The organism is Trinickia sp. (assembly GCF_036503415.1).
In the GTDB taxonomy this organism is placed as follows: Bacteria; Pseudomonadota; Gammaproteobacteria; order Burkholderiales; family Burkholderiaceae; genus Trinickia.
Genome location: NZ_DASXWY010000049.1, coordinates 18,810 through 42,270 on the forward strand (window position 1 = coordinate 18,810; position 23,461 = coordinate 42,270).

The 23,461-nt window shown below is 64.7% G+C and carries 18 protein-coding genes; 8 read left to right on the forward strand and 10 right to left on the reverse strand.

Features of this window, described 5'->3' with window-relative positions; genetic code table 11:
• The first annotated feature begins 21 nt into the window (after positions 1 to 21).
• The 3 genes from VGL01_RS07035 to VGL01_RS07045 all read left to right on the forward strand — a co-directional run bounded on the left by VGL01_RS07035 (position 22) and on the right by VGL01_RS07045 (position 4,128).
• Positions 22 to 1,065 carry a LacI family DNA-binding transcriptional regulator gene (locus tag VGL01_RS07035; protein ID WP_331568139.1) on the forward strand — a complete coding sequence of 348 codons (1,044 nt, stop codon included), beginning with the start codon at positions 22 to 24 and terminating at the stop codon, positions 1,063 to 1,065.
• Between the two features lie 236 nt (positions 1,066 to 1,301).
• Positions 1,302 to 2,348, forward strand: coding sequence for an ABC transporter substrate-binding protein (locus VGL01_RS07040; protein ID WP_331568140.1), 1,047 nt, complete (start codon positions 1,302 to 1,304; stop codon positions 2,346 to 2,348).
• Positions 2,349 to 2,448: 100 nt separating this feature from the next.
• Entirely contained in the window at positions 2,449 to 4,128 is a 1,680-nt protein-coding gene (locus VGL01_RS07045; RefSeq protein WP_331568141.1) for a GMC family oxidoreductase, read from the forward strand.
• Here the strand turns inward: VGL01_RS07045 and VGL01_RS07050 are convergent.
• From VGL01_RS07050 to VGL01_RS07075, 6 genes are all read right to left on the reverse strand, one after another.
• Entirely contained in the window at positions 4,125 to 5,570 is a 1,446-nt protein-coding gene (locus VGL01_RS07050) for an aldehyde dehydrogenase family protein (RefSeq protein WP_331568142.1), read from the reverse strand. The genes VGL01_RS07045 and VGL01_RS07050 overlap by 4 nt on opposite strands.
• Before the next feature lie 36 nt (positions 5,571 to 5,606).
• Entirely contained in the window at positions 5,607 to 6,410 is an 804-nt protein-coding gene (locus VGL01_RS07055; protein WP_331568143.1) for an ABC transporter permease, read from the reverse strand.
• Entirely contained in the window at positions 6,407 to 7,318 is a 912-nt protein-coding gene (locus VGL01_RS07060; RefSeq protein ID WP_331568144.1) for an ABC transporter permease, read from the reverse strand. The genes VGL01_RS07055 and VGL01_RS07060 overlap by 4 nt, the downstream gene beginning before the upstream one ends.
• Positions 7,315 to 8,649: an FAD-dependent oxidoreductase gene (locus tag VGL01_RS07065; RefSeq protein WP_331568145.1), complete on the reverse strand. Its 1,335-nt coding sequence runs from the start codon at positions 8,647 to 8,649 to the stop codon at positions 7,315 to 7,317. Before VGL01_RS07065 ends, VGL01_RS07060 begins: the two co-directional genes overlap by 4 nt.
• A gap of 2 nt (positions 8,650 to 8,651) precedes the next feature.
• Complete coding sequence (locus VGL01_RS07070; protein ID WP_331568146.1) at positions 8,652 to 9,362, reverse strand: HAD-IA family hydrolase; 711 nt, start codon at positions 9,360 to 9,362, stop codon at positions 8,652 to 8,654.
• An 82-nt stretch (positions 9,363 to 9,444) separates the two neighbouring features.
• Positions 9,445 to 10,521 (reverse strand): ABC transporter ATP-binding protein, encoded by a 1,077-nt coding sequence (locus VGL01_RS07075; protein ID WP_331568147.1) that lies wholly within the window; start codon positions 10,519 to 10,521, stop codon positions 9,445 to 9,447.
• A 100-nt stretch (positions 10,522 to 10,621) separates the two neighbouring features.
• Here VGL01_RS07075 and VGL01_RS07080 point away from each other — a divergent pair, with 100 nt between their 5' ends.
• Positions 10,622 to 11,593: a LysR family transcriptional regulator gene (locus VGL01_RS07080; protein ID WP_331568148.1), complete on the forward strand. Its 972-nt coding sequence runs from the start codon at positions 10,622 to 10,624 to the stop codon at positions 11,591 to 11,593.
• Here VGL01_RS07080 and VGL01_RS07085 read toward each other — a convergent pair.
• Positions 11,536 to 16,254 (reverse strand): hypothetical protein, encoded by a 4,719-nt coding sequence (locus tag VGL01_RS07085; RefSeq protein ID WP_331568149.1) that lies wholly within the window; start codon positions 16,252 to 16,254, stop codon positions 11,536 to 11,538. The two genes, VGL01_RS07080 and VGL01_RS07085, sit on opposite strands and share 58 nt — an antisense overlap.
• Positions 16,255 to 16,607: 353 nt before the next feature.
• Here VGL01_RS07085 and VGL01_RS07090 point away from each other — a divergent pair, with 353 nt between their 5' ends.
• The 3 genes from VGL01_RS07090 (at position 16,608) to VGL01_RS07100 (ending at position 18,681) form a co-directional block, all read left to right on the forward strand.
• Complete coding sequence (locus tag VGL01_RS07090) at positions 16,608 to 17,327, forward strand: N-acetylmuramoyl-L-alanine amidase (RefSeq protein WP_331568150.1); 720 nt, start codon at positions 16,608 to 16,610, stop codon at positions 17,325 to 17,327.
• Between the two features lie 299 nt (positions 17,328 to 17,626).
• Positions 17,627 to 18,265, forward strand: coding sequence for a hypothetical protein (locus VGL01_RS07095; RefSeq protein ID WP_331568151.1), 639 nt, complete (start codon positions 17,627 to 17,629; stop codon positions 18,263 to 18,265).
• 89 nt (positions 18,266 to 18,354) lie between these two features.
• A complete protein-coding gene (locus VGL01_RS07100; protein WP_331568152.1) occupies positions 18,355 to 18,681 on the forward strand; it encodes a hypothetical protein in 327 nt (108 codons plus the stop codon).
• A gap of 119 nt (positions 18,682 to 18,800) precedes the next feature.
• On the opposite strand, the gene VGL01_RS07105 is transcribed toward VGL01_RS07100, so the two are convergent.
• Both VGL01_RS07105 and VGL01_RS07110 read right to left on the reverse strand, forming a co-directional pair.
• Positions 18,801 to 19,751, reverse strand: a complete 951-nt coding sequence (locus VGL01_RS07105; protein ID WP_331568153.1) for a dihydrodipicolinate synthase family protein — start codon at positions 19,749 to 19,751, stop codon at positions 18,801 to 18,803.
• 39 nt (positions 19,752 to 19,790) lie between these two features.
• Positions 19,791 to 21,110 (reverse strand): MFS transporter, encoded by a 1,320-nt coding sequence (locus tag VGL01_RS07110; RefSeq protein WP_331568154.1) that lies wholly within the window; start codon positions 21,108 to 21,110, stop codon positions 19,791 to 19,793.
• A gap of 287 nt (positions 21,111 to 21,397) precedes the next feature.
• On the opposite strand from VGL01_RS07110, the gene VGL01_RS07115 reads away from it, so the two are divergent.
• Positions 21,398 to 22,498 (forward strand): LacI family DNA-binding transcriptional regulator, encoded by a 1,101-nt coding sequence (locus tag VGL01_RS07115; RefSeq protein WP_331568155.1) that lies wholly within the window; start codon positions 21,398 to 21,400, stop codon positions 22,496 to 22,498.
• A gap of 12 nt (positions 22,499 to 22,510) precedes the next feature.
• Here VGL01_RS07115 and VGL01_RS07120 read toward each other — a convergent pair whose 3' ends face one another.
• The gene (locus VGL01_RS07120; protein ID WP_331568156.1) at positions 22,511 to 23,395 is read right to left on the reverse strand and encodes a hypothetical protein; all 885 of its coding nucleotides are present in this window, start codon (positions 23,393 to 23,395) and stop codon (positions 22,511 to 22,513) included.
• Positions 23,396 to 23,461 lie beyond the last annotated feature (66 nt).

A 23,461-nucleotide genomic window follows, 5' to 3' on the forward strand; every position in this document is an offset into this window, starting at 1 on the left:
CCCGCTACGAAACCACCCGCCATGAGCAGCAGACATTTCACCCCGGCCGTCACGATCAGAGAGGTAGCGGAGGACGCCGGCGTCTCGGTCATGACGGTATCGAATGTGCTGCGTGGGCGCGGGCGCGTCGGAAAAGAGACACGACAGCGCGTACTCGATGCCGTGGAACGACAAGGCTACCGCCCCAACTTGACGGCGCGCGCGCTCGTAGAGCGCAAGGCTCCGACGCTCGCATTGATGCTGAGTTGCATTACGAACCCGTTCTATCCGGAATTCACGCTTGCCGCGAATTTGTCCGCGCTCAAGCATGAGCGCCATCTACTCGTGTGCAACACCGATCACGAGCCGGATCGCGGGATGAGCTTTTTGCAGCAGGTCGCGGGTTCTCTATCCGACGGGGTGCTCGTAGCGAACTTCGGGGACCTGCCGATAGAGGAGCTGCGCAAGCTCCAGCAGCGCGGCATCCCCGTTGCCATATCGGTGTGGGAACTGCCTGACGAGCCGCCCGGCATTCCGTGCGTGACATTCGACGCCAAAGCTGCCGCGAAGCTTGCGGCGAGCCACCTCGTCGAACTGGGACACCGGCGCATTGGCGCCATCATCGGCAGCCGGAAAAATGGCATTCACCGGGCGCGTTATGCGGGTTATCGAGAGGTCATGCGTGAAGCGAAGATTCGTTGCGTGGCGGCTGATGAACGTTTCACGGAGGACTCCTTCGAGGACGGATATCGCGTTGCCACGGAACTGCTGTCTTCTCGCCCCGACCTGACGGCGTTGTTCGTATCGAATGATCTTCCTGCGTTGGGTGTGCTGAACGCGGCCGCGGACTTGGGATACTCGGTACCCGACGATCTTTCGGTCGTCAGTATTACGGACATCGTTCCGGCCAGACAATCGCGGCCCGGGCTGACTACCGTAGCTATTCCCACGGCCGAACTTGCGGAAAAGGGAATCGGTCTGCTCATCGATCTGATGAGCGGACGCGCGACGGACTCGACTGTCGTTCATACATCGGCACCCCAGCTCGTCATTCGTGGGTCTACGGCGGAACCTCGGCAACAGTGATGTCCCGACGCATCTGCCGTATTCGTCGAGTCGCCTGCCCCCGCGTCGATTTGCATGACCCGCAAGCGGGCATTACATCAAGTCATACCGACTCAAACAATTTCGGCGTTGTGGCCGCGAAATTGGCTCACTATATTCGAAGCAACCGGATGCTGGACCTGCTCCGGGCCGCCGTGCGGAAACGTTGACGAACCCGCCACGGACAGTGTTTTCCCTTACTGCGTCGAGGAAGAGCCGTGATCAAATTGAAGACCTTGTGCCCGGTTGCCATAACACTCTCGATCGGGTGCGCGGGCACCGCACCTGCGTTCGCCGCGGGACAGATAACCTTCGTCTCGCAAGGCGGCGCTTATCAGGAAGCCCAGACCAAGGCGATCCTCGATCCGGCCGCGAAGGAGCTCGGCATCACGATCAAGCAGGACAGCATTCCCGACGCATGGCCGCAAATCAAGGCGCAAGGCGCAACGGGCAAGCCGATCTGGGATGTCGTGGACACGCCTACATCCAACTGCCTGCGCGGCGGTCGCGAGGGGCTGCTCGAAAAGCTCGACTTTTCGAAAATGCCGAACGCGGCGGCGGTTCCCGAGAAATACCGGACGCCCTACTCGGTCGCATACGAGTTCTATTCCACCGTGATCGGCTATAACAAGAAGACCGTGAAGAAGGTCCCGCAAAGCTGGGCCGACTTCTGGAACGTCAAGGGTTTCCCCGGTACGCGCGCGCTGCGCAACGATCCGCAGACGGTGCTCGAAGCGGCGCTCATGGCGGACGGTGTGCCCCGGGACAAGCTCTATCCGCTCGATGTCGATCGCGCATTCAAGAAACTCGCGCAAATCAAGCCCGACATCGCCGTCTGGTGGACTTCGGGCGGCCAGTCCGCACAGTTGTTGCATGACGGCGAGGTCGACATGGAAATGATCTGGAATGGCCGGGCGAGCACCGTCGCGAAGGACAATCCGGATATCGCCTTCACCTACAACGACGGGATTCTCCAAAATACACAGCTCTGCGTGCTCAAAAATGCGCCGAATCTGGCCAATGCGATACGCTTTATCGACGCCGCGGAGTCTCCCGAGCTGCAGGCCAATCTGCCCACCTATATCGACTACGGCCCAGGCAATCCCGCCGCATACAAGACGGGCAAGATTTCGGCGAAACGCGCGAGCGAGTTGCCCAGTTCGCCCGAGAATGCAAGCAAACAGGCGCTGATGTCGGAGGAATGGTGGGCGTCCGATGCCGGCGTCCAGGCGAAGGCACGCTGGCTCAAGTTCATGCAGCAGTAATACCCGAAACGCTCGTCAGTGCGGGCTGCGCACCGCCGATGCCGAGCGCTTTCCCTTTCCAACTGCGCCGCTTGCGGCGCTTTTTTTCTGCTCTTCGATTGTGTTCGACTACCTGATACTCGGAGGCGGCTCCGCCGGCTGCGTGCTTGCCGCGCGGCTCAGCGAGAACGCGAACCATACGGTATGCCTGGTCGAGGCGGGCCGCGATCTCACGTACGCGTCGATGCCCGCGGACATTCGCAGCCGGTATCCGGGCCGGGCGTATCTGGACACGCGCAACATCTGGCGGCGGTTGCAGGCTCGCATGAGCGCGCCGGCCGCCCGGCGCCGCTACGAACAGGCGCGGCTGCTGGGCGGAGGCTCTGCGATCAATGCGCTTATGGCCAACCGCGGCGCGCCCGCCGACTACGACGAATGGGCGGAATTGGGGGCATCGGGCTGGGATTGGGCACACTGCCTGCCGTATTTTCGGGCGCTGGAAACCGACTGCGATTTCACCGGTCCGCTCCACGGTACGAACGGGCCGCTGCGAGTCCGACGCGCAACCGCGGATCGGCTATCGCCGTTCGTGCACGGTGTCGTCGCCGCACTCGCGCGCCGCGGTTATCCCCTGCGTGACGATCAGAACGGGCCATGGGAGGACGGCGTATTTGCCGGCGTGATCGCCGTCAGCGAGACGGGCGAGCGGATCCCCACATCGATTTGCTATCTCGATGCAGCCGCCCGCGCGCGGCCGAACCTCACAGTACACACCGACGCGCTCGTCGAGCGCGTGCGATTCGACGGGCGCCGCGCAACCGGCGCCGAGATACGCCTTGCCGACGGCACGCTCATGGCCCAACGCGCACGGCATGTCATCGTCTGCGCGGGCGCGATCCACAGCCCGGCGCTGCTGATGCGCAGCGGGATCGGTCCGGCCGACGATCTGGCGCGGCTCGGCATCGAGGTCATTGCGGCGCGCGCCGGCGTGGGCGGCAATCTGATGGAACATCCGTCGATCGCCGTATCGGCCTTCCTGCCGCGCACGATGCGCACGCCCTTTCCGGACGAGCATCACGAGCAGGCCATCGTCCGCTACTCGTCGGGACTGCCCGGCACGCCTGCGGGCGATATGCACGGCGCGATCCTGTCGCGCTCGGGCTGGCACTCGGTCGGCTATCGGCTGGGCACGATGTTCTTCTGGGTCAACAAGTCGTATTCGCGCGGCCGCGTGACGCTCGCGTCCGCGCGGGCTGATGACGAGCCAACGGTCGATTTTTCAATGCTGTCGGATCCCCGCGATCTGGAGCGGCTCAAAGGCGCTATGCGGTTCGGAGCGGCAACGCTTGCAGACGCCCTGCTCGCCGCACGGCTCGGCCCGCGCTTTGCCACGAGCTATTCGCCGCGCGTCGCAGCGCTCGCGCGACCCAGCGGATGGAATGCCGTGCAGCGCGGCGCACTGAGCGCGCTGCTCGACATCGCGGGGCCGCTGCGGGCAACGTTGATCGAGCAAGTCATTACGCAAGGGATCGCGCTCGATGCGCTGCTTGCCGACGATGCGGCGCTGACCGCCTTCGTCAAACAGTCGGTCGGCGGCACATGGCATCCGGTGGGCACTTGCCGGATGGGCGCAGCCGACGATCCGCTCGCGGTGACAGGCCCGGACGGCGCAGTGCACGGCGTCGAGGCGCTCTATGTCTGCGACGCGTCGTTGATGCCGTCGATTCCATGCGCGAACACGAACGTGCCGACGATCATGATTGCCGAGCGCATCGCGGATATGCTGCGGGCAGTGCGTTAGCCGAGCACCGCGTCTCGGCTGCCGTACCCGACGATACCCTTGACCTCGAGGAACGATTCAATCCCCCATTCCCCATACTCGCGCCCATTGCCGGATTGCTTGTAGCCGCCGAACGGCGATCCTGGGTCCCATGCGGGGTAGTTCAGATAGACGCTGCCGGCACGCATGCGGAACGCGACGCGACGCGCACGCTCGATGTCGCACGACTGCACGTAGGCGGCAAGACCGTACGGGGTATCGTTCGCGATCGAGATCGCCTCTTCTTCGTCGCGGTACGGCAGTATCGCCAGCACGGGGCCGAAGATCTCTTCGCGGGCAATCGTCATATCGGGCCGCACATCGGCGAACAGGGTCGGCCGCACGTAATAGCCGCGCTCGAGGCCGGTGGGGCGGCCCAGCCCACCCGTCACCAGCTTTGCACCTTCTTCGATGCCGGCCGCAATCAAGCGCTGGATGCGTTCGAACTGCACATTGCTGACGACGGGGCCCATCGTCGTACCCGCGGCGTCGGCCGGTCCGACCCAATGCGCGGCGGCCGCGCGCGAGGCGATCTCGAGCACCTCTTCGTGACGCGCTGCGGGGACGAGCATCCGCGTCGGCGCGTTGCACGATTGCCCACTGTTGCTGAAGCAGCTGTTCACACCCTTCGTCACGGCAGTCTCGAAATCGACGTCGTCGAGCAGGAGGTTCGCCGACTTGCCGCCAAGCTCCTGGTGCACGCGCTTGACGCTCGGCGCCGCGAGCGTCGCGATCTGCACGCCGGCTCGCGTCGAACCGGTAAACGAGACCATGTCGATCCCTGGGTGCGAACACAACGCCGCACCGACCGTCGGGCCGTCGCCTTGTACGAGGTTGAACACCCCGGGCGGCACGCCGGCCGCATCGAGCACCTCGGCAAAGAGCACGGCATTCAGCGGAGAAACCTCGCTTGGCTTGAGCACCATCGTGCAGCCGGCAACGAGCGCGGGTGCCACCTTGCTGACGATCTGATTCATCGGCCAGTTCCATGGCGTGATCAGCGCCGCGACCCCGACGGGCTCGTAGCGCACGAGCGTCGTTCCCTTGCTGCGCTGCCATGCGAACGTCTCGCAGGTGCGCAGCAACTCCTCGAGATGACGACGGCCGAGCCCTGCCTGCCATTCGTGCGCGAACGGCCGCGGCGCACCGATCTCACGGGAAATGGTGTCGGCGATCTCGTCGTAGCGTGCGAGGTAGGCATCGAGAATCCGGCGCACGAGCGCGATGCGTTCGCCCGGGTCGGTCAATGAGAACGTCGTGAATGCCCGGCGGGCCGCGGCAACAGCGCGATCGACGTCGCGCGCGTCGCCAACCGCGATCTCGGAAAACGGTGTCTCGGTGCACGGATCGATGACGGGGAGTCGTGCGTTGCCCGCCGGCGCTACCCACTCGCCGTCGATATAGAACTTCAATGCATTGTTCATAAGGGTTCCGGTCGAATCTCGCTATGTCGGAAATGCTCAGGCGCGGGCAGCTTGCGCGACGCCGCCGCGGCGGCTGATGACGACAATCAGCACGAGCGTCAGCGTAAGCGCGGTCAGCATCGTGCTGATCGCGGCAATCGTCGGATCGATCTCGTCGCGCAGCGTCACGAACATCCGGCGCGTGAGCGTCTGGTTCGGGCCGCCCGAGACGAACAACGCGACGACCGTTTCATCGAGTGCCTGAATGAAGACGAAAACCGCACCGGAGACAACGCTGGAGCGAATCTGCGGAAGCGTGACGGTCAGGAAACTGCGCAGCCGATTCATGCCGAGACTTCGCGCGGCCATTTCCTGTGCATGGTCGAAGGAGCGCAGATCCGCACCCACCGAAATCACCACGTACGGCAAGCCGAGCATCGCGTCGGCGACGATCAACCCGCCCAGCGTATTGACGTAATCGAGCTTCGAATAAACGAAGAACACGCCGACGGCAACGATGATGATCGGCACCATCAGCGGCAACATCAACACGGTCCTCAGCCGCCGGATCCAGGCATGCGTGCCATGCTCGATCGCGTATGCCGCCGCCACGCCGACCGGCGTCGCGATGGCCGTCGCGAAGAACGACGCCGCGAGCGTGGTGCGTGCGGCCGCAAGCCAGTCGGGATTGCCGAAAAACGCCTCGTACCACCGCAGGGACAACGCGGGCGGCGGAAACGTCATGAACCGTGTATCGGAGAAAGACAGCGGCACGACGATCAGCACCGGAATCATCAGAAACGCGAGGATCAGCACAACCGATGCGATCAGCATCCCACGCGCGAGCGGATTGGGTTTCATTTTGCCCCCAGGGTCTTGTCGAGCGGAATGACACGGCTCGCCGCATAGAAGATCGCGAACACGCAAAGCAGCAGCACGACGCTCACCGAGCTCGCGGCCCCCCAACTGTTGTAGATCTCGACATTACGGCTCACGACCATCGACACCATGATCGACTTGCCGCCGCCCATCAGCTCCGGCGTGATGTAAAAGCCGAGACAGAGCACGAATACGAGCGTGACACCGGCAACGACGCCTCCCATCGATAGCGGCAGGAATACGCGGAAGAACGCATGGGCGGGCGAAGCGCCGAGGCTCGCCGCCGCTTGAGACAGGCTCGTCGGGATCTTCTGCATCGCCGAGTAAAGCGGCAGCACCATGAACGGCAACAGAATATGGACCATCGCGATGATCGTGCCGAACTGGTTGTAGGCGAGCCGGGCCGGATGGTCGATGAGGCCCGATGCGAGCAACGCCTTATTGACGAGACCGGTGCGTTGCAATAGCACGAGCCATGCGTAGGTGCGCACGAGCACGCTCGTCCAGAACGGCAGGATCACCATCCCTAGAATGAGCGCCGCCAGCCTCGGTCGAACCGATGCGGCCAGATAGGCCACGGGATAGCCCAGCAGCAGCGTCACGCCCGTCACGATGATGCTCAGCTTGAACGTCAGCGCAAAAGTGTCGAGATAAGTGCCGCTGAAAATGCGCCGGTAGTTGGCGAGCGTGAACCCGCCGTCTTGGCGAATGGACTGCCACGACAGCCACGCGAGCGGCACGACGAGCAATACCGTGACGATGGCCAGCGCGGGCGCCATCAAGAACAGCATTGCGCGGTCTTCGCGCCGCTGATAGCGCTGTGCTGTATCGGCGGCGGACGGCCGTATCAATTCGCCCTCCGAAACGATTCCCCTGACAGTCGTCATCATACCCCCACCGCATCGAGAAACTGGTACCACGCGGCGACGAGCCTGACACCCGGCGCGCGCAGCGAATGGAGCGGGACCGGCCGCAGGCCGTCTTGCGCCAGGAGCGCGAGATCGGGTGTTTCGCCGAGCGCGAGCGCGGCCGCATGCTGGCCGACGAGGCTCGCCATCGCGACGCCGGCGCCGTTGTAGCCGAGGCAGAAGACCGTCGCGTCGTCGCTGCGGCCCACGTGCGGCAGCGCATTGAACGTCATGCCGACGTAGCCCGACCAACGAAACGAGATGGGCACGCCCGCCAGATCCGGGAAGAGCGCGATCATGGCGCGCCGCAACGCCTCGAAACCCGTGTTCTGCCCTTCCTTGCCGAATGCGTCGCGGCCTCCGAACAGCATGCGGCCGTCGGCGCGTCGAAACCACTTCATCATCCTGCGCGTCTCGGTATAACTGCGCCGCGCCGTCATCAGCTTCGCGTCGAGCGCTGCCGGCAGCCGCTCCGTGGCGATCATCGCGCTGCGAAACGGCACGAGTTCGCGCTGATACGCGCTCGTCGCCTGCGTGATGCCTGAATAGGCGTTCGTCGCGACGATCACCTGCTTCGCGCGCACCGTCGCTGCCGGCGTGCGCAATACGACACCCGGCACGCCCCGGGTGCGCTCCATCGCGACCACGGGCGTCGATTCGTGGATCGCCACCCCGCGGGCCGCCAGGCCACGCGCGATGCCGAGTACATACTCGAGCGGCAGGATCGTACCGGCGTCCTCGCTCAATACGCCGCCGACGAAGCCCTTCGAACCCGTTTCCTCCTCGGTCTGCGCGCGCGTGAGCGGCTTCATCGTCCGATCCCCGAGCGACGTGCGCACCCAATCGGCCTCGGCAATGCAGGCCGCGAGCGCGCGCTCGGTATGCGCGCAGCGCAGACTGCCCGTATGCTCGAATTCGGCACCCGCGATGGCGAACTCGTCGACGAACGACTCGACGACGCGCACTCCCTCATGTGCGAGCCGGTGCATGCGCTTGGCGACATCGAGCCCGTAGTGCGTAGCAATGAACGGGAACGACAACCGGAACTTCGAAGACACGACACCGCCGTTACGGCCGCTCGCTCCCCAGCCGACGGGGTTTGCGTCGAGCACGACGCACGGTACGCCGCGCCGGCTCAAGGCATACGCGGCCGCGAGACCGGAATAGCCGGCACCGACAATGGCGACCTCGGTCTGCAGGTCGCTGGCGAGCTGCCCCGCTCCGACCGGCAGATCGAGCGTGCCGGTGCGTGCGGCGAGGTGGCGCCACAACGAATCCGGCTGCGGCGACGTCGAAGCGAGCGGCGCGAGCATGATCAAGCCGTGGCGAGTTCGGATTCGACCGCGTCCGCCAGCGCGGCGAGCGTCGGGAAGCAGAACGTCGGTGTGGTGACCTTCTGCGGCACGGGCGTCGCGCCGAATCCCTTCTGATCGCGGCGGCGCTCGATCCAGCAGGTGGCGTAGCCCAGTTCCGTCGCGATGCCGATATCGTGGTACTGGCTTTGCGCGGTATGCAGGATGTCCCGGAACTTATAGCCGAATGCCGCCTGGCGGCCCCGGTTGTACGCGAAGAATTGCGGATCGGGTTTCGCTACGCCGGTTTCGTCGCAACAGACGGAATCGTCGAACGGATCGCCCAGCGTATGCGCATAGGCCGACAACGCGACGCGGTCCGCATTCGTCATCGCGACGAGCCGGAAGTGCTTGCGCAGCCGCTTGAGCGCCTCGACGGAATCGGGGAATGCCGGCCAATCGAGCACGTCGCGCTGGAATGCCGCGGCGGATTGTGCGTCGTCGGGCAGGCCCAACTCCTTGGCGAGACCCAGATAGACATTCGCCATCGCATGGCTCGAGCGCCCGGGGAACGCTGCGCGGCCGCGCATGTACGGCTCGAAGATCTGGTCGTCGGTCAGATCTTTCGCGGCAGGACCGCCGAGGCGACGCACCGACGTGAGTACACCCCGTTCGAAGTCGATGAGTGTGCCGACCACATCGAATGTCAGCACCTTGAAATCAGTGAGCTTCATGAGTTCATCCCTTGATGGCGTTGCGGTTGGGTGAAAGACAAAATCGAAGATGAAAATGCGTACGCGAGTACGCGCTGGCTGCTTACGCAGCTACGACGATGGTGTCGCGCGGCGACAGCACCACCGATACCGATGCGCCCGGCGGCGGCACACGCTGCCGCGCGGCGTGATTACCCGGCTGGCGCAGGCTGACCGTCGTGCCATCCGCGAGCGCCGCGAATACGCGCAGGCTTTCGCCCTGGTACAGCACCTCCGTCACGCGCGCGGTGAGTCGATTGGCGTCGGGCGGTGCATCGCCTGTGTCGATTATGAGTTTTTCCGTCTGGACGGCGAGGAGCAGCGCGCCCGCACTCGGCAACGGATAGGCGGTACGGAGCACCGTATCGCCGAGCGTCACCGCGTCGGCGCCCGCACGTGCGACGGGCAACAGCGTCGCCTCGCCGATGAAGCTCGCGACGAAGGCATTGCAAGGCCGGTCGTAGAGGCGTTCCGGCGTATCGACTTGCACGAGCCTGCCGTCCTTCAATACGGCGACACGGTCGCTCATCGTGAGCGCCTCGCGCTGGTCGTGCGTGACATAGACGATCGTCGCACCGAGCCGGCGATGAAGCCGCCGCAGCTCGAGCTGCATGGTCTCGCGCAATTGCTTGTCGAGCGCCGAGAGCGGTTCGTCCATGAGAATCAATTGCGGCTCGAACACCATCGCGCGGGCGAGCGCGACGCGCTGCCGCTGGCCGCCCGAAAGTTCGCTGATGCGCCGGTTCTCGTAGCCGCGCAGCTCGACCATCGCGAGCGCTTCGGCCACCTTGGCCGCCCAGCCGGACTTCGCCTCCCGGCGGGCACGCAGCGGAAACGCCACGTTTTCGCCGACGCTCATATGAGGAAAGAGCGCGTAGCTTTGGAAGACCATCCCGATGTTGCGTTTGTGCGGCGGCGCAAATGTAATATCGCGTTCGCCCACCCACACACTGCCGGAACTGGGCTGCACGAACCCGCCGAGTATGCCGAGCAGCGTCGTCTTGCCGGAGCCGGACGGGCCCAACAGCGACACGAACTCGCCTTGAGAGACATCGAGCGATACGTCGTCGAGTGCTACCACCGGTCCATAATGCTTCGCCGCGGATCGAATCGATACGCCCGCTTTCGCTCGTGCATCCATCGTTGTCTCCCGCTCATGTCAGCCTGCGATGTGGGAAATATAGGCGTCGGTCTTTTTGGCGGCAATTCCCAAATTGTTGGATTGGGCATAACATCAGGTCATGCCCAGCTTACGCAGAAAACTGCCAAGCGCGAATGCGCTATTCGTCTTCGAAGCCGCCGCGCGCTGCGGTAATTTCACGCGTGCGGCGCAAGAGCTGTATGTGAGCCAGCCGGCCGTCAGCCGTATGCTGTCGCGCATGGAGGACCACATCGGCGTGCGCCTGTTCGAGCGCGTGCATGGCGGAATCGAGCTGACCGAAAACGGCCGGATCCTGTATCGGAAGATTTCGGAGGGATTGAACGGAATCGAGGATGCCATTCGGGAGATCGAAGCGCGCGCCACCGGCGTCGAGCCCGTGACGCTGTCGGTCTCCACCGCCTTCACGACACACTGGCTGATGCCGCGGATGAGCCGGCTCAATCAGGCGTTTCCCTCGGTCGATCTGCGCTTTCAGCTGATCTCGGGCCGCATCGGCGGGCCGCTCGGCGATGTCGACCTTGGCATGCGCTTCGTGCAGCAGGGTGAAATGCGCGAAAACAGCGTGCCGGTCATGCCGGAGATATTGCTGCCCGTTTGCAATCCGCGCTATCGCGACATGGCACGCACCGACGAATGGCATGCGCATGGCGATACGGTCATCGTGATGGACGACGAAGAGCGCGGCTGGCACACGCGTTTCGCGGCGTTCAGGAACGAGACGCGTCATGCGAGCGGCGTGTTGAGCTTCAACGACTACGCCATCGTCCTCCAGGCCGCACTCCTCGGCCAGGGAATCGCGCTAGGGTGGGTCAGCGTGGTCATGCACTGGCTCGCGCAGCACGCCCTCGTGCCTGCCGAGGACGAGCTGCTCGTGACGAATCGAATGTGCTGTTTGTCGTGGGCCCCTGGCAAGCCGCTGCGGCCGATCGTCGCCGAAGTTCGCGAGTGGTTGATCGCCGAAATGCGAGCGGATCTCGCGGCCGTCGACACGGTCTATCCGGCGCTCGGGCTCGCGGCAGCGGTGGAATCGGGGTTGCGCGACTGGACTTGAGCAGGCTTCAACGACGATAGGCGGGTGCGCCGCAGCGCGGCGAGTGCGGCATCGGCATTGTGTATCCTGCCGCCGACCAAACGCACGGCAGCAACCCCGGGCACGCCGTCGGCACGATGACGGTCGAGCAGCTCGCGGCCAATCGCGGAGAATTCGTCTTTTTCGGCAAGCGAGGGATTCGCCAGCGCGAGCGTGGTGATCACGCGCCCGCGTAACGCATCGGGCAGTTGCCGGCCGCGCTCCTCGAACAGCTCCCGGAATTGCCGCTGATAGGCGAGCGGCAGCGCCTGGAACCGGTCCGCCATCGCCTCGAGCGCAACGGCGATCTCCTGCGGACGGCGTTGCGGGGCCATCAGCGCCGAGCGGAGCGTCTGCAACGAGCCGTCGGGCCCGCCGGAGGCGAGGAAAGGCTGGTCGAGATCGGGGCGCGTCACCGCGGTGCCATTGTGCAACTGCGGCGCGCCGAATGCCGTCGCCAACGCCTCGAGCGCACGGCCGACGGCGGTGGGCCCGCCGAGTTCGATGGCGAGCGTGCGGCGTGCGGCATCGGCCGTCGCAAAATCGCGGAACAGATTGTCGACGACCGAATCGCGGATGTCGGCCGGTGCGCCTTCGCCCGAGATGTAGCGCAGTGCAGTGGCCTGCATCCGGCTCGGCAGCGTGGGCAGCACGGCCAGCAGTTGGCTCGCGGCTGCGGCCGGGACCGCTACGGCCATCGCGGCGCCCTCCACCACTCGATCCGCGTCGGCATCGCTGCGCGCCCCGGTCGCAACGTTCGCAAAAAGCCGCAGCGTATCGCGCTGAGTGGCCTTGCTGTCGTCCATTGCGTCCGCCATCGCGCGCCATCCGTTTGCGACGGCTGCAATTTCCGCAGCCGACAGCGTGCCAAGACGATCGAGTTCCGCGCTTAGCACTTCGGCAAGCGATCGCGGTTCGAGGCGGCCCGCCGTAGCGAGGAAACCATCGATCAGCGCTTGCCGCGCAGGGCCGCTGTCGCGCACGATATGGCTCGCGAGGTCCGATAGCGCTTCGTCCGACAAATCGGGAATCCGGTTCAACACCGTATCGATGACGCGGCGGGCTTGTGTCTCGTGCGACGCGGTCTCGGAGGCGGTCGACGGCAGAGCGTTCGCAAGGAGCGCGATTGCTCCGCTGACGAAGTGGCGTTCGTCCTCGAGCTGGGCGACGACCGACAGCAAAGCGTCGCGCGCCTCGGGCGTCGCCTCGTCGTACGCCTCGAACATGTCGTGCAATGCGGCTTGCTGATTGGTGTCGTTCAAGCGCGGCCACACCGCTTTGAGCAACCCGGTGAGTTCCTCGGCAGCCTCGGCACCGCCCTTGAAGCGCGCAAGGCTCGTGGCGAAACTCAGCAGCGGCAGTTGATTGCGTGCAGCCGGCCCCCGCGGCGCCGGCACCTCGGGTGCAATATTGTGCAGCGCGGTTCTGAACTCGGCCCGCGACCGCTCGTCGAGCAGCGGGTAGAGCTGCAACAGCGGCGGCACCGTCGACGCCGCTTCACGCGCGTCTTCGATGAACGTTTGCGGGCGCAATCCAAGCAATAGATTGGCCGCGGCCACACTTGCGGCTTCGGGCCGCACCGGCATACCGTCGCGTTGTGCTTCGCGGATCATTGCCAACAGGACCGAGCGTTGTCTGGCGTTGGTCCAGTCGGCCGATTTGCTCGCCACCGCCCGATCGATCGCGGCCTGCGCCGCTTTGCGCTCGGCGTCGCCGAGCCCCCCGGTGCCGCAGGCCAGGAGATTTTGCAGATAGCGCGCCGCATGGATCCGCGCCAGCGGTGTACTGGCCGCACCTTTTCGTTCCTTGACAGCCACGGTCAGCGTTTTCACGAGCGTCGCGCGCCATGCGGGATCGTCGCCTATCACCTGCGAAAAGAGCTGATCGCGCTGCCGCGCGTCGATTTCCGTGGGCAACGCGCCTTGCACGACGCAGCCCAGCAGACGTGCAAGGTGGGTCTTCGATTTCGCATCGCCTTGCTCGGCCGTAGTCGACAGCGAACGCAGCAATTCGCGATAGAGCGGCAGGAATGCAGCGCTTTGCGTCGTACGCTCTCGGAGGTTCCAGGCGACATCGCGTTCGAGTGCGTCGAGTGCGACGTCGAGCGCTTTGCTTTTGGGGCTGCTGCGTCCGACGGCGGTTCGCCAGGCAACGGTGACGCCCGCGGCGACGGTGATCGGCGGCAAGACGGCCGACCATCCCATGCTGCGCTTTTGGCCGCGGGATCGCGGCAATAAGCTGTGTGCGCCGCGCTCGGCACTCCAACCTTCCCTGGACAGGAGCAGCTCCTGCAGCAGCGACGCGAGTGCGCCGCCGCGCAAATGGGCCAGGCCTGCCTTGATCGCATCGAGCGCGTGCGATTGATGGGCATCGCTCCCACTGTAGCGGCTCGTGGCCAAATGTCCGGTGACCTCGATCAGTTCTTTCGCGAGGCGCGCTTTGTGATGTGGGAGGAGATGACGCTTTTCGAGTTGCTGGAGCACCAGCGTCATGACGTCGGCCACCGTTTGGCGATCGCCCGATGCCGTCCCGAACGCCGGCAGCTGGGCAATCAACGCATGCAGCATCTCGTAGCGCTGCGCTGACTCGACGGCAGGCCGATTGCCGCTTTCGATGCGGTCGTCATCCCCCGCTAAGAGGGCCTTGGCAAAGCTGACGAAATGATGGCGATGGCCCCGCAATGCTTCCATGTCCGACGCCAGGGCCAGGATTTGCTTGAACGCCGTGCGATTGTCGACGATCCCCTCGATCGCCGAACGGCGATCGGCACCGCGCGGTCCGCTGCATTGGTTCAAGTAGTCATCGACGATGCGCGAGCGCTGCCGGGTGCTGGCCAGCCATTTCGGGTCGTCGGGCCAATTGATCGCCCGCTCTTGCTGGAATGCCGCGGGCCGTTGCCGCGATATGACGGCGCGCGCCACATCTCGCAGGGAAACCATCTGGCGAGGCGCGGTATCGAGAATCCAGGTGCGCTCGAGCGTCCCAACGAAAGCCGCTGCGTCCGCGGGCGTGAGCTCGGCCGCGATGTCGCCGAGACGATCGTGCAGCGCGTGAACGCGTGCGGCGCCGCCCCATGTGCCAACCGTTTGCAGGATCTGGTCGGCGCTTGGCCGCTCAGTGTCCAACGCGGCACTCGTGAGCATGCGTGCGAGCCGCTGCTGCTCGACGGTGCCGCCCGCGGCGAAGTGCATGGCGACGCGCGCGAGTTCAATGCGCGTATCGAGCGGCGTATGCGGTCCGAGCGAGCGGCGTATCTCGTTCGCGATTGCATCGTTGAGCGCCCGATCGCGCTCGGCAGGCGAAGTGCCGGAAGGCAACTGTGCGGACAGCCGTGCGGCCAGCTTCGGCAACTGAGCGAGCGCGGTCCTTTGTCGTGTCAGTTCGCTCCTGTGCTCGGCCGCTGCCGCAGCATCGGTTGCGACGGTCGCCCGAAACGGCGAAGCAAGCGTAGGTATGAGTTGCGCAGCGCGACGCGGCACGGGCTCCCGAGCGGGACCATCGGCAAGCCATGTCTGCGTCGAAGCAAGCGCCCCGGACAAACCGGCAAGCGCATGACGGGCGGAGCCGACCGGCATCGCGTCACGGAGTTCGGCCACGCGCTCAGCGGCGCCCGTCAATACGGACGACACGCTCAGGGCCGCACCGCCAGCTTCGCGGATCAGCGCATGCTCGCCGTCGACCGATGCGGCCATCATCGCACGCAGACCGTCGGCGAGTCGCGACGCCTCCTGCGCCAGGCGGTCACGGCCGCTGTCGCTCGAGTCCAGCATCGCGGGGCGCAGCGTGCCCAGCATCGCAAGTTCGCCGATCACCGACGCTTCGGGCATGAGCTCGTGCGTGTCGATGGCGCGCTGCAATGTGCAATGGACCGAGTCCGCCTGAATGGCGTCGAGCGCTGCGCGAGCGGCCTCCAGTTGCGCGCGTGCGCGGGCCACCCCGTCACCGTCGTCGGGCGCGAAGTCGAGCGCGAGCTCGAGTTCATCGAGGTGATCGACCGCCTCTTGCAGTCGGGCGCCCAGCGTCCGGGGACCGTCATTGCCACTCGAAGCCAGAGCTGCCATCGCGCCGGCGGCCGATGTCTCGGTTGCGGCTTTCGCTCTGCTGTGCACGCGCGCGGTCAGCGTCAGGAGTGGCGCGAGCGCGGCCATGTCGCCGCGTGCCAGTCGCATACCGAGTTCGGCGGGGCTGCCGCTTGGCGCTTGCGCCGGTCCCACGTCCGGGTGGGATGCGACGCCTGCAAGCTGCGTCAACAATACATCGGCTTTTGCGCTGTCGGCCTGAGAGGACCGCGTCAGCGCGAGCCGCAAACCGTCGGAGCCGATCCGCGGCGAGGCCAACGGCTCGATGCCAAGCAGTATCGGCATGCCCCATCCCCCGCCCGGATGGGCTTGATAGCGCTTGGCCGGGGTGACCGATGCCGATGTGCTGGCAACAACGCCCTCTCGGTCGACGACGTTTGGCTCGATGCCCGCGAGCTCCGGCCCATGTTCATCGAACATGGGTGCTTTGCCCTTGCCCGAGACGGCGCGCGGTAAGGGAACCGGTTCCGAGGACGGCTCCCGAATGACGAGCGGCTGAGACGGCGGTGCATTGCGCGGCGCCGGTGCGGCCGCTACCCGCGCACCGCGCACAGCCGTAGACATGCTGCCGAGCATGGGATTGCGGTCGCGGCTGCGACCGGCATTCGGCTGCCCGGGGTTCGCCGATTGCGGGGAACTTTGCTGCGCTGAGGTGCGCCCGTTCGGAGCAGCTTCGTCGGCGGGCGCGCTTGTTCTGCGCAGTACGGGTAGCGACAGCCTCCATCTCGACATCGATGCCTCGTGTAATCCATGAACGTCGTGTTCATTGAACCAACGGGCGAGTGGTGCACGCGCAGCGCGGGGCGAAATTAGAGGGACCTTGGCGAAGCGCGTTCCCAACGGTGTCCGATATGAATGTGATAATCCACGTCACTTTGACTCAATTCGTTCGGCCTAGCGTTGACGTGTCGATTCCCATGAACTTCAAAAACAGTGCGCGCCTACGAGCCGCGCGGACGGTCTTCGTTTGCCTTGCGTTCTTCCACGGTTCCGTTGCGCTATGCGCTTCGCGGATGCCCTATGTGGTGATCGATACCGGCCACACGCCTGCCCGCCCCGGCGCAACCGGCGCGAGCGGGCGCGTCGAATACCGCTACAACCTCGATCTGTCGGCGGCCGTAGCGGAGCGCTTACACGCCGATGGCGACCGCGTCATGCGCACGGCGGCCGACGGCCGCGAGATCGCGCTCAGCGCACGTTCGACGCAGGCCCCCGACGCAGACCTGTTCATCTCGATCCATCACGATTCGATTCAGCAGCCGTTCATCGACGCGGGACGGCAACGGGAATTCCGCGGCTTTGCGATTTTTGTCTCCGAGCGCAATCCCGCCTATGCGAAAAGCTTGAACTGCGCGCGGGCTATCGCCGGCCAATTGCTGGCCGCGGGCGAAAGGCCCTCGCTTTATCATGCGCAGCCAATACGCGGGGAGAATCGGCCCCTCATCGACGCCCATCTCGGCATTCATCGGTTCGACGACCTCGTCGTGCTGCGTACGGCGCCCATTGCGGCGGTTCTCGTGGAAGCCGGGGTCATCGTCAACCCCGACGAGGAAGCGCGCCTCGCGCGCCCGGAGACGATCGATCGCTTATCGGGGGCGATTGCGAGCGGCATTCAGGCCTGCGTTGTCTCGCAGTAACGACTTCCGCGTCCACATCCCCGTCTCTCCGAAGCCAAAAGGAAGTGAACATGAATGGGTTGCACAGAACGAATGCAAGCGGTTCGGGTTGGCCCGAACGCGCTCCGAACCAACCGGATTCCGGCTCAACGCAGCCCGAGACGCCGCCTGCCGCGGCACGGCGCCCGGCCGCGACGGGCGGCTTGAGCGACCTTCGACAGATATCTTCGTCCGGGTCCACGTCTCGAGCCAGCGCGCCGCCACGCCGAGCCTCGGTGGGCAGATCCGCCGCAAGCGATGCCGTATTTTCCGCTGATCAAATGCGCGAAATTGACGAGATCGTGCATGAGCTGACCGTCGATTCGGTCGTGGCGGCCAAACCGGGGCAACCGCAATCTCCAGTGAGCGGGATTTGGGACAAGCTCGTAGCCCTAGAGTCGATGTGCGGGGGGCTGCGCACCGTTCAAATCGACGCACTGCGGGAGCGGCTGCTGGACGCAATCGGACAATCTGCCCATTCGCGCGAGGACGCGGATCTCCTGCGTCAAGTCGTTTCGGCGTTGACCCAACGAGCCGATGCACGCCCGCTGCCTCAGGTGATGGCCGACATCACGTTCGAACGCATGCAATTGCCGGAGCTGGAGCTGGACTCAACCGGACAGACCGTGCCGGATTCGCGCTATTTCAACAGTGCTCTAGTCCCGCTCGCGGAGGTCGCCTACGATCACGATCCGATGGGGCGCACGCTGCTGTGGAAGGGCGCATGCACGCTTTTCCCGGGACCTGGCCGCGCGGAGAAACTGGATTTGGCAATATTTTCATTGGCCAAGGATTCCGGGCTCGTCTCTCCCTTCGACTTCTATCTTGCTGTGGACGCATTGGGCCTCGACGAGGAGGTCACCGACCAGATGCTCGACGAGATGCGCAGGAAAGCGGGCGACGCCACTCCACCACGCTAACTTGTCGCGCTTGCCGGTCAACCGGTTGGCTTCGGCGCCGTTTACGGATTGAAGCAATCGGCTTCGCGCTATTCGATGAGGAGACGGTCATGTTCAAAAAGTTTGTCGCGGCAGCTATCGTCAGCATGTTCGCCACGGGTGTCGCACTGGCTCAAACCGCTGCTTCGGCGCCGGCCGCCCCTGCTGCCGCCGCAAGTACGATGAAAGGCGGAGATTGCGAGTCGAAGGCAGTGAGCAAGGACGGCAAGCCCCTCAGCGGCGCTGCCAAAGCCTCGTTCATGAAGAAATGCGAGCGCGATGCCAAGAAGTCCATGAGCGCCCAGTGTGAAAGCAAGGCGGTCGGAAAGGACGGCAAACCGCTGCATGGCGCCGCCAAGACGTCGTCGGTCAAAAAGTGCATGGCGGAGGCCGGCTGACCACCGGTTGCGGGGGAACAGCAAAAAGCCGGACTCTTCAGTCCGGCTTTTTGTCGCCCTATCGCAGCGTATGAGCGCTACGCCCAGCCGTTGAACGCTGCGCGTGCAGGCCTCGCTGCTTATTTCAGAGCAGCGATGCGCGCTCGAAACTGCTCCGTGCCCGAAACGATACTGTCGAGCACGGCATCGAGCGCCCAGAAGCGTTCGCGGACGTCGTAGTCGATCGCGCGGCAGCGAATCGAGGCGAACGTGCCGATGCGCTGGTGATAAATCTTCGCGAGCGCAGGATAGCCGAGCGATTCCGATACGGCGGAGACGACGAGGAACGTGGACAACTCCTGCGCCAGCTCGGGCGCCGTGTGCGCCGACATTCTGAGCCACCGGTAAAGATCCGGATGAAAGTTCGTAAAAACGCCGTTAAAACCGGCCGATCCGGCTTTCATTGCGTCCCATGCAATGGCCGCATTGGCGTTCAATATTTTGAGCGGCGAGCCGCTCGCCAGCGCAATGCGCCGCTTCAAGACGTCCAGATCGCAACTGACATCCTTCAACATCACGAACCGCCCCGAATCGATGCAAACGGACAGTTCCTCGTCGGTCAGTAGCCGGCGGTACGGCGCCGGGCATTCGTAAAGCCCCAGTGGCAAATCGGACGGCAGACGCGACAGTAGCCGCTCGAGGTTCTCCCGGAAAGCCTGTGTGCCGTGGCGATGGGGATCGAGCCGGTTGGTGACGAGCACCACTGCGTCCGCGCCCGATTCGGCTGCCGCCTTCAATTCTTCGTACTGCGCCTGCGGTGCATGGCTGATGTGTCCCGAAACGGCGACGGGCACGCGCCCCGCAACGCGATCGACCACGAAGCGCGCCAGCTCCGCGCGCTCGGCGAGGCTCAGAAACTGCATCTCGCTCGATTGCGCCACCGCGAAAAAAGCATCGGCGCCATGTTGCAAATACCACTCGATGAGCCGCTCGAGTCCGCCGTAGTCGATTTCGCCGGACTCGTCGAACGGAGTCAACATGACCGGCACGATCCCTTCTATGGTCGTGTCGGCGCGTCGAGCGTTCTGCATGTGATTCTCCTTGAGGTTGAGTGCGGGCTTGTCGCCCGATCAGGCCGGCAGCGGCACATTGGCGGCGCCGGGCTCGTGTTCGGGGATCGGCTTATTGACGAGCAGCAGGTACGCCATCGCGCCGACGAAGGCGATGACCGCGGCGGTCAGCAGCGCCGGAACGAACGACCACTTCTGTGCGATGACGCCCGTGAGGACCGGCGCCAGCGCGCCGCCAATGAAGCCGCCGAAGTTCTGGATCGCGCCGAGCGAGGCAATGCGGCTTTGCGGCGCCGCCGCCGTGGCGAGCGCCCAGGAACAGGCCGAGGCGGCGTTGGCCAGAAAAATCACGACCGAAATGCAGGCGAGCGCGACGATATTGCTTTGTGCGAGCGCACCCGGAATCGTGAACACCACCATGCCGAGCATACAGATGACGACCGCATTGCGGCGTGCGATCACGGTCGAGCGGCTTTTGCGCGCGACGAGATCGGAGAGCCAACCGGCCGACAATGCGCCCAGGAAGCCGCAAAAGAACGGAACGGACGCGGCAACGCCCGTACGCATGAGAGTCATGTGTCGCTCGGCCGTCAGATAACCGGGCAGCCAGGTCAGGTAGACCCAGTTCAGATAAACGGAACCGAAGAAGCCGATCAACATGCCCCAGGTCGTGCCATGCTGGAACAGGCTGCGCCAGTCGGCAAACGTCACGTTCGATTGCGTGACGACTTCCTGAGCGTCGGCATCGAGGTAGCGGCATTCGTCGGCCGAAAGTTGCGCACGCACCGGGTCGCGATAGAGGATGAACCAGACCACGGCGACAGCGAGTCCAACCGCGCCGGTCGCGATGAATGCCCAGCGCCAGTGAAAGGAGACGACGAGAATCGACAGCAGGAGCGGTGCCAGTGCCGTGCCCAGCGGCGATGCGGAGTTGAAGATTCCGGTGGGCGTGCCGCGTGCTCGCAGCGGGAACCAGTTGCCGACGACTCTGGCCGCCGAGGGAAATTGGGGCGCTTCCCCGATGCCCAGTGCGATGCGGGCGAGGATGAACCAGCCGAACGTCGATACGAGCCCCCCCGCCGCCTGGGCGAGCGACCAGACGATGAGTCCCAGGCCGAGCAGCCGCCTCGGTCCGATTCTGTCGGCCAACGCGCCGATCGGCAACTGACACAGCGCGTAACTCCACGAAAACGCCGAAAGAAGCACGCCCATCTGGCTCAGCGACAACCCGAGGTCCGCCCGGATCGAGGCGTTGGCTACGGCGAGCGTGCCGCGATCGAGATAATTGACGACGCCGCTGATCATCAGAAGCGTGAGTGCGATCTGCTGCGCACGCTTGATGCGCGGCGGAGCGACGGGGACTGCCGAGGTTTCGCTCATTGCGGATGTCTCCATGTCTTTTCGGTGTCGTGTAACCGCTTACACTTTCATCCGATTTATACCCGCTGGCCGGCAAACGAATGGAACAAATTGCGCTAGGCAGGCGTGGCAGCTGGCATAATCGATGGACAGATAGGCTGTCAGCGCTTACATTCGCATGGACGACCTATGAGATGCAACCCCATCCTGGCAATTCGAGGGTAAACGACGATGATCGATGAATCGATTCGCGGCTCACGTGGCTCGTTTCAGTGTTGCCGCACGCCGGCCTTTTTGGTGAACCGCGCATGAGCACAACGCCTTCGCGCTCGCGCGCAGTGCCCGCCGCCGCGGCATCCCCTGCCCCGCGCGCGCGGCGCGGTACGGGACGCTCCGTGCTGGGTGACGTTGCGAAGCTCGCCGGCGTATCGACGGCAACGGTGTCGCGCGTCTATAACGAGCCCGGTAAGGTATCAGCCGAAGTGCAGCAGCGCGTGCATGATGCCGCGCGGGCTTTGAACTGGATTCCGAACGCCGCCGGACGCGCCCTTGCCTCGACACGTTCGCATATCGCCGGCGCAATCATCCCGACACTCGACAATCACGTTTTCGCGTCGCAAGTTTCCGGGATGCAGTCCGTGATGGCTGAGCAGGGCATCACGCTCTTTCTCGGATGCTCGAATTACGATCCGGCGCAGGCGCTCACGCAAGTGCGCGCGATGCTGGCACGGGGCGTCGAAGCGGTTTCGGTGGTGGGCGAATCCTATCCTGCCGAATTGTTCGAACTCCTCATCGATCGCCGTGTGCCGTATGTCGTCACCTACGCTTATCGCGAGGGAAGTCCGCATTGCTGCGTCGGCTTCGACAATCGCGCAGCCTTCGCGAGGCTGACCGCGCATTTGCTCGAACTCGGACATCGGGATATCGCCGTCATCATGCAACCGTCAGTCGATAATGACCGCGTTCAAGCGCGCCTGCGTGGTGTGCATGAAACGCTGGCGGCGCATGGGCTTGCGGTGCGGCCGGTGCATTTTTGCGAAGGGCCCTCGACGATTGCATTCGGCCGCGCGAGCTTGCGCAAGATATGGACTACGCCGGATGTGCGCCCCAGTGCGATCTTATGCGGTAACGACAACCTGGCCATCGGTGCGTTGCTGGAAGCGCAAGCGCTGGGGATTGCCGTGCCTGGTCAATTGTCGATCACGGGTTTCGACGATATCGCGCTTGCCCGCGAACTCGATCCCGCGTTGACGACGATGTGGGTCGACACGAACGAGATCGGGCGCGCAGCAGCGCAATCGTTGCTCGATATGCTCAAGGGCTGCGCTCCGGGGCCCGGCACCGAGATCGCGGCCAAACTCGAGATCCGTGGTTCCACGGGGCCTTTTCAGTCCCCTCGAACGGTTTGACTCACGCGCTGCTCAACCGGGGGAAAGCCACGAAGGAAGTTGGACGCTGCCCGATTGATCGGGGGACGCGGCCGGGATCGTCGAGTCTGCCCTCTGGAGCGAGAGTTGTTCTTGCTTCAGCTCGTCTTGCAACTCGCCATTAGTTGGGTCCTGCTGGACTTCAGCGCGAAGTAACTCGATGTCCGCGTTCATTTGCGCATCGCGCGCCGAGCGAATTTCGGGCGGCTCGGGCACCACCTTGCCATCCGGTCCTGTGGCGCTCTCCTCCTCTATCATGTATGCGTCCAAGGCCGGCTTCAGCGCGCGCCCTTGGCCAATCAGAGTCTCGTACTTTTGCACGAAGGTCTGCTGGGCTCGGGCTAGATCAGGGTTCGAGGGTGGCACCTGAGCCGCAACGAGCAATGCCTCTTTCTCACAAGCCTGATCCAGCGCGAATTGTGCTGCGGGAACGCTCAAGGTCGAGGGTTGAGGCAGTGACGGCACGCTCGTGGGCGATGCGGCGCTCGTGCTCGGATCCTGCACGGTGCTCGACACCGTAGGCGAATCGGTCGGCGTCGGGTCGGTCGATTGCCCCGACGAGGACGGCGCTGCGGGCGGCGAGGACGCACCCGTCGGCTGTCCGGCTACGCCGCTGCTGCTGCAGCCTGCCATCATGGCGACGCCGACGCCCGCGCCGGCGGCGACGAGCCCGAGCTTGGCCAATGTTCGGATTCGAGGGCGCCCGGCCGACGACGCTTCGGAGTCCCGCGAGCCAGCGTCGCCGCGCGAAGTCGGAAATATCGAGAGCCTGGCCGAGCGGGTCGGCATCGCCGTAGGTCCGGATGTGCCAGCCGCGCGGCGCTCCTGCGTCTCGGCCCGCCCCGCGTCCGTTGCTGCATTACCGCGACGAATCTGCATTCGACTCTCCCTAAGACGTTCCAATACCTCCTCGCAATGTAGCGGCGGCGATGCTGCGCAGCGTTG

Bases quoted from the DNA above. Each gene is read 5' to 3' on its own strand.
- VGL01_RS07065 (WP_331568145.1), bottom strand. From the start codon at position 8,649: ATGCTCGCGCCGCTCGCTTCGACGTCGCCGCAGCCGGATTCGTTGTGG.
- VGL01_RS07110 (WP_331568154.1), bottom strand. From the start codon at position 21,110: ATGAGCGAAACCTCGGCAGTCCCCGTCGCTCCGCCGCGCATCAAGCGT.
- VGL01_RS07050 (WP_331568142.1), bottom strand. From the start codon at position 5,570: ATGAACAATGCATTGAAGTTCTATATCGACGGCGAGTGGGTAGCGCCG.
- VGL01_RS07085 (WP_331568149.1), bottom strand. From the start codon at position 16,254: ATGTCTACGGCTGTGCGCGGTGCGCGGGTAGCGGCCGCACCGGCGCCG.
- VGL01_RS07035 (WP_331568139.1), top strand. From the start codon at position 22: ATGAGCAGCAGACATTTCACCCCGGCCGTCACGATCAGAGAGGTAGCG.
- VGL01_RS07120 (WP_331568156.1), bottom strand. From the start codon at position 23,395: ATGCAGATTCGTCGCGGTAATGCAGCAACGGACGCGGGGCGGGCCGAG.
- VGL01_RS07100 (WP_331568152.1), top strand. From the start codon at position 18,355: ATGTTCAAAAAGTTTGTCGCGGCAGCTATCGTCAGCATGTTCGCCACG.
- VGL01_RS07105 (WP_331568153.1), bottom strand. From the start codon at position 19,751: ATGCAGAACGCTCGACGCGCCGACACGACCATAGAAGGGATCGTGCCG.
- VGL01_RS07115 (WP_331568155.1), top strand. From the start codon at position 21,398: ATGAGCACAACGCCTTCGCGCTCGCGCGCAGTGCCCGCCGCCGCGGCA.
- VGL01_RS07055 (WP_331568143.1), bottom strand. From the start codon at position 6,410: ATGAAACCCAATCCGCTCGCGCGTGGGATGCTGATCGCATCGGTTGTG.
- VGL01_RS07060 (WP_331568144.1), bottom strand. From the start codon at position 7,318: ATGATGACGACTGTCAGGGGAATCGTTTCGGAGGGCGAATTGATACGG.
- VGL01_RS07090 (WP_331568150.1), top strand. From the start codon at position 16,608: ATGAACTTCAAAAACAGTGCGCGCCTACGAGCCGCGCGGACGGTCTTC.
- VGL01_RS07095 (WP_331568151.1), top strand. From the start codon at position 17,627: ATGCGCGAAATTGACGAGATCGTGCATGAGCTGACCGTCGATTCGGTC.
- VGL01_RS07070 (WP_331568146.1), bottom strand. From the start codon at position 9,362: ATGAAGCTCACTGATTTCAAGGTGCTGACATTCGATGTGGTCGGCACA.
- VGL01_RS07075 (WP_331568147.1), bottom strand. From the start codon at position 10,521: ATGGATGCACGAGCGAAAGCGGGCGTATCGATTCGATCCGCGGCGAAG.
- VGL01_RS07080 (WP_331568148.1), top strand. From the start codon at position 10,622: ATGCCCAGCTTACGCAGAAAACTGCCAAGCGCGAATGCGCTATTCGTC.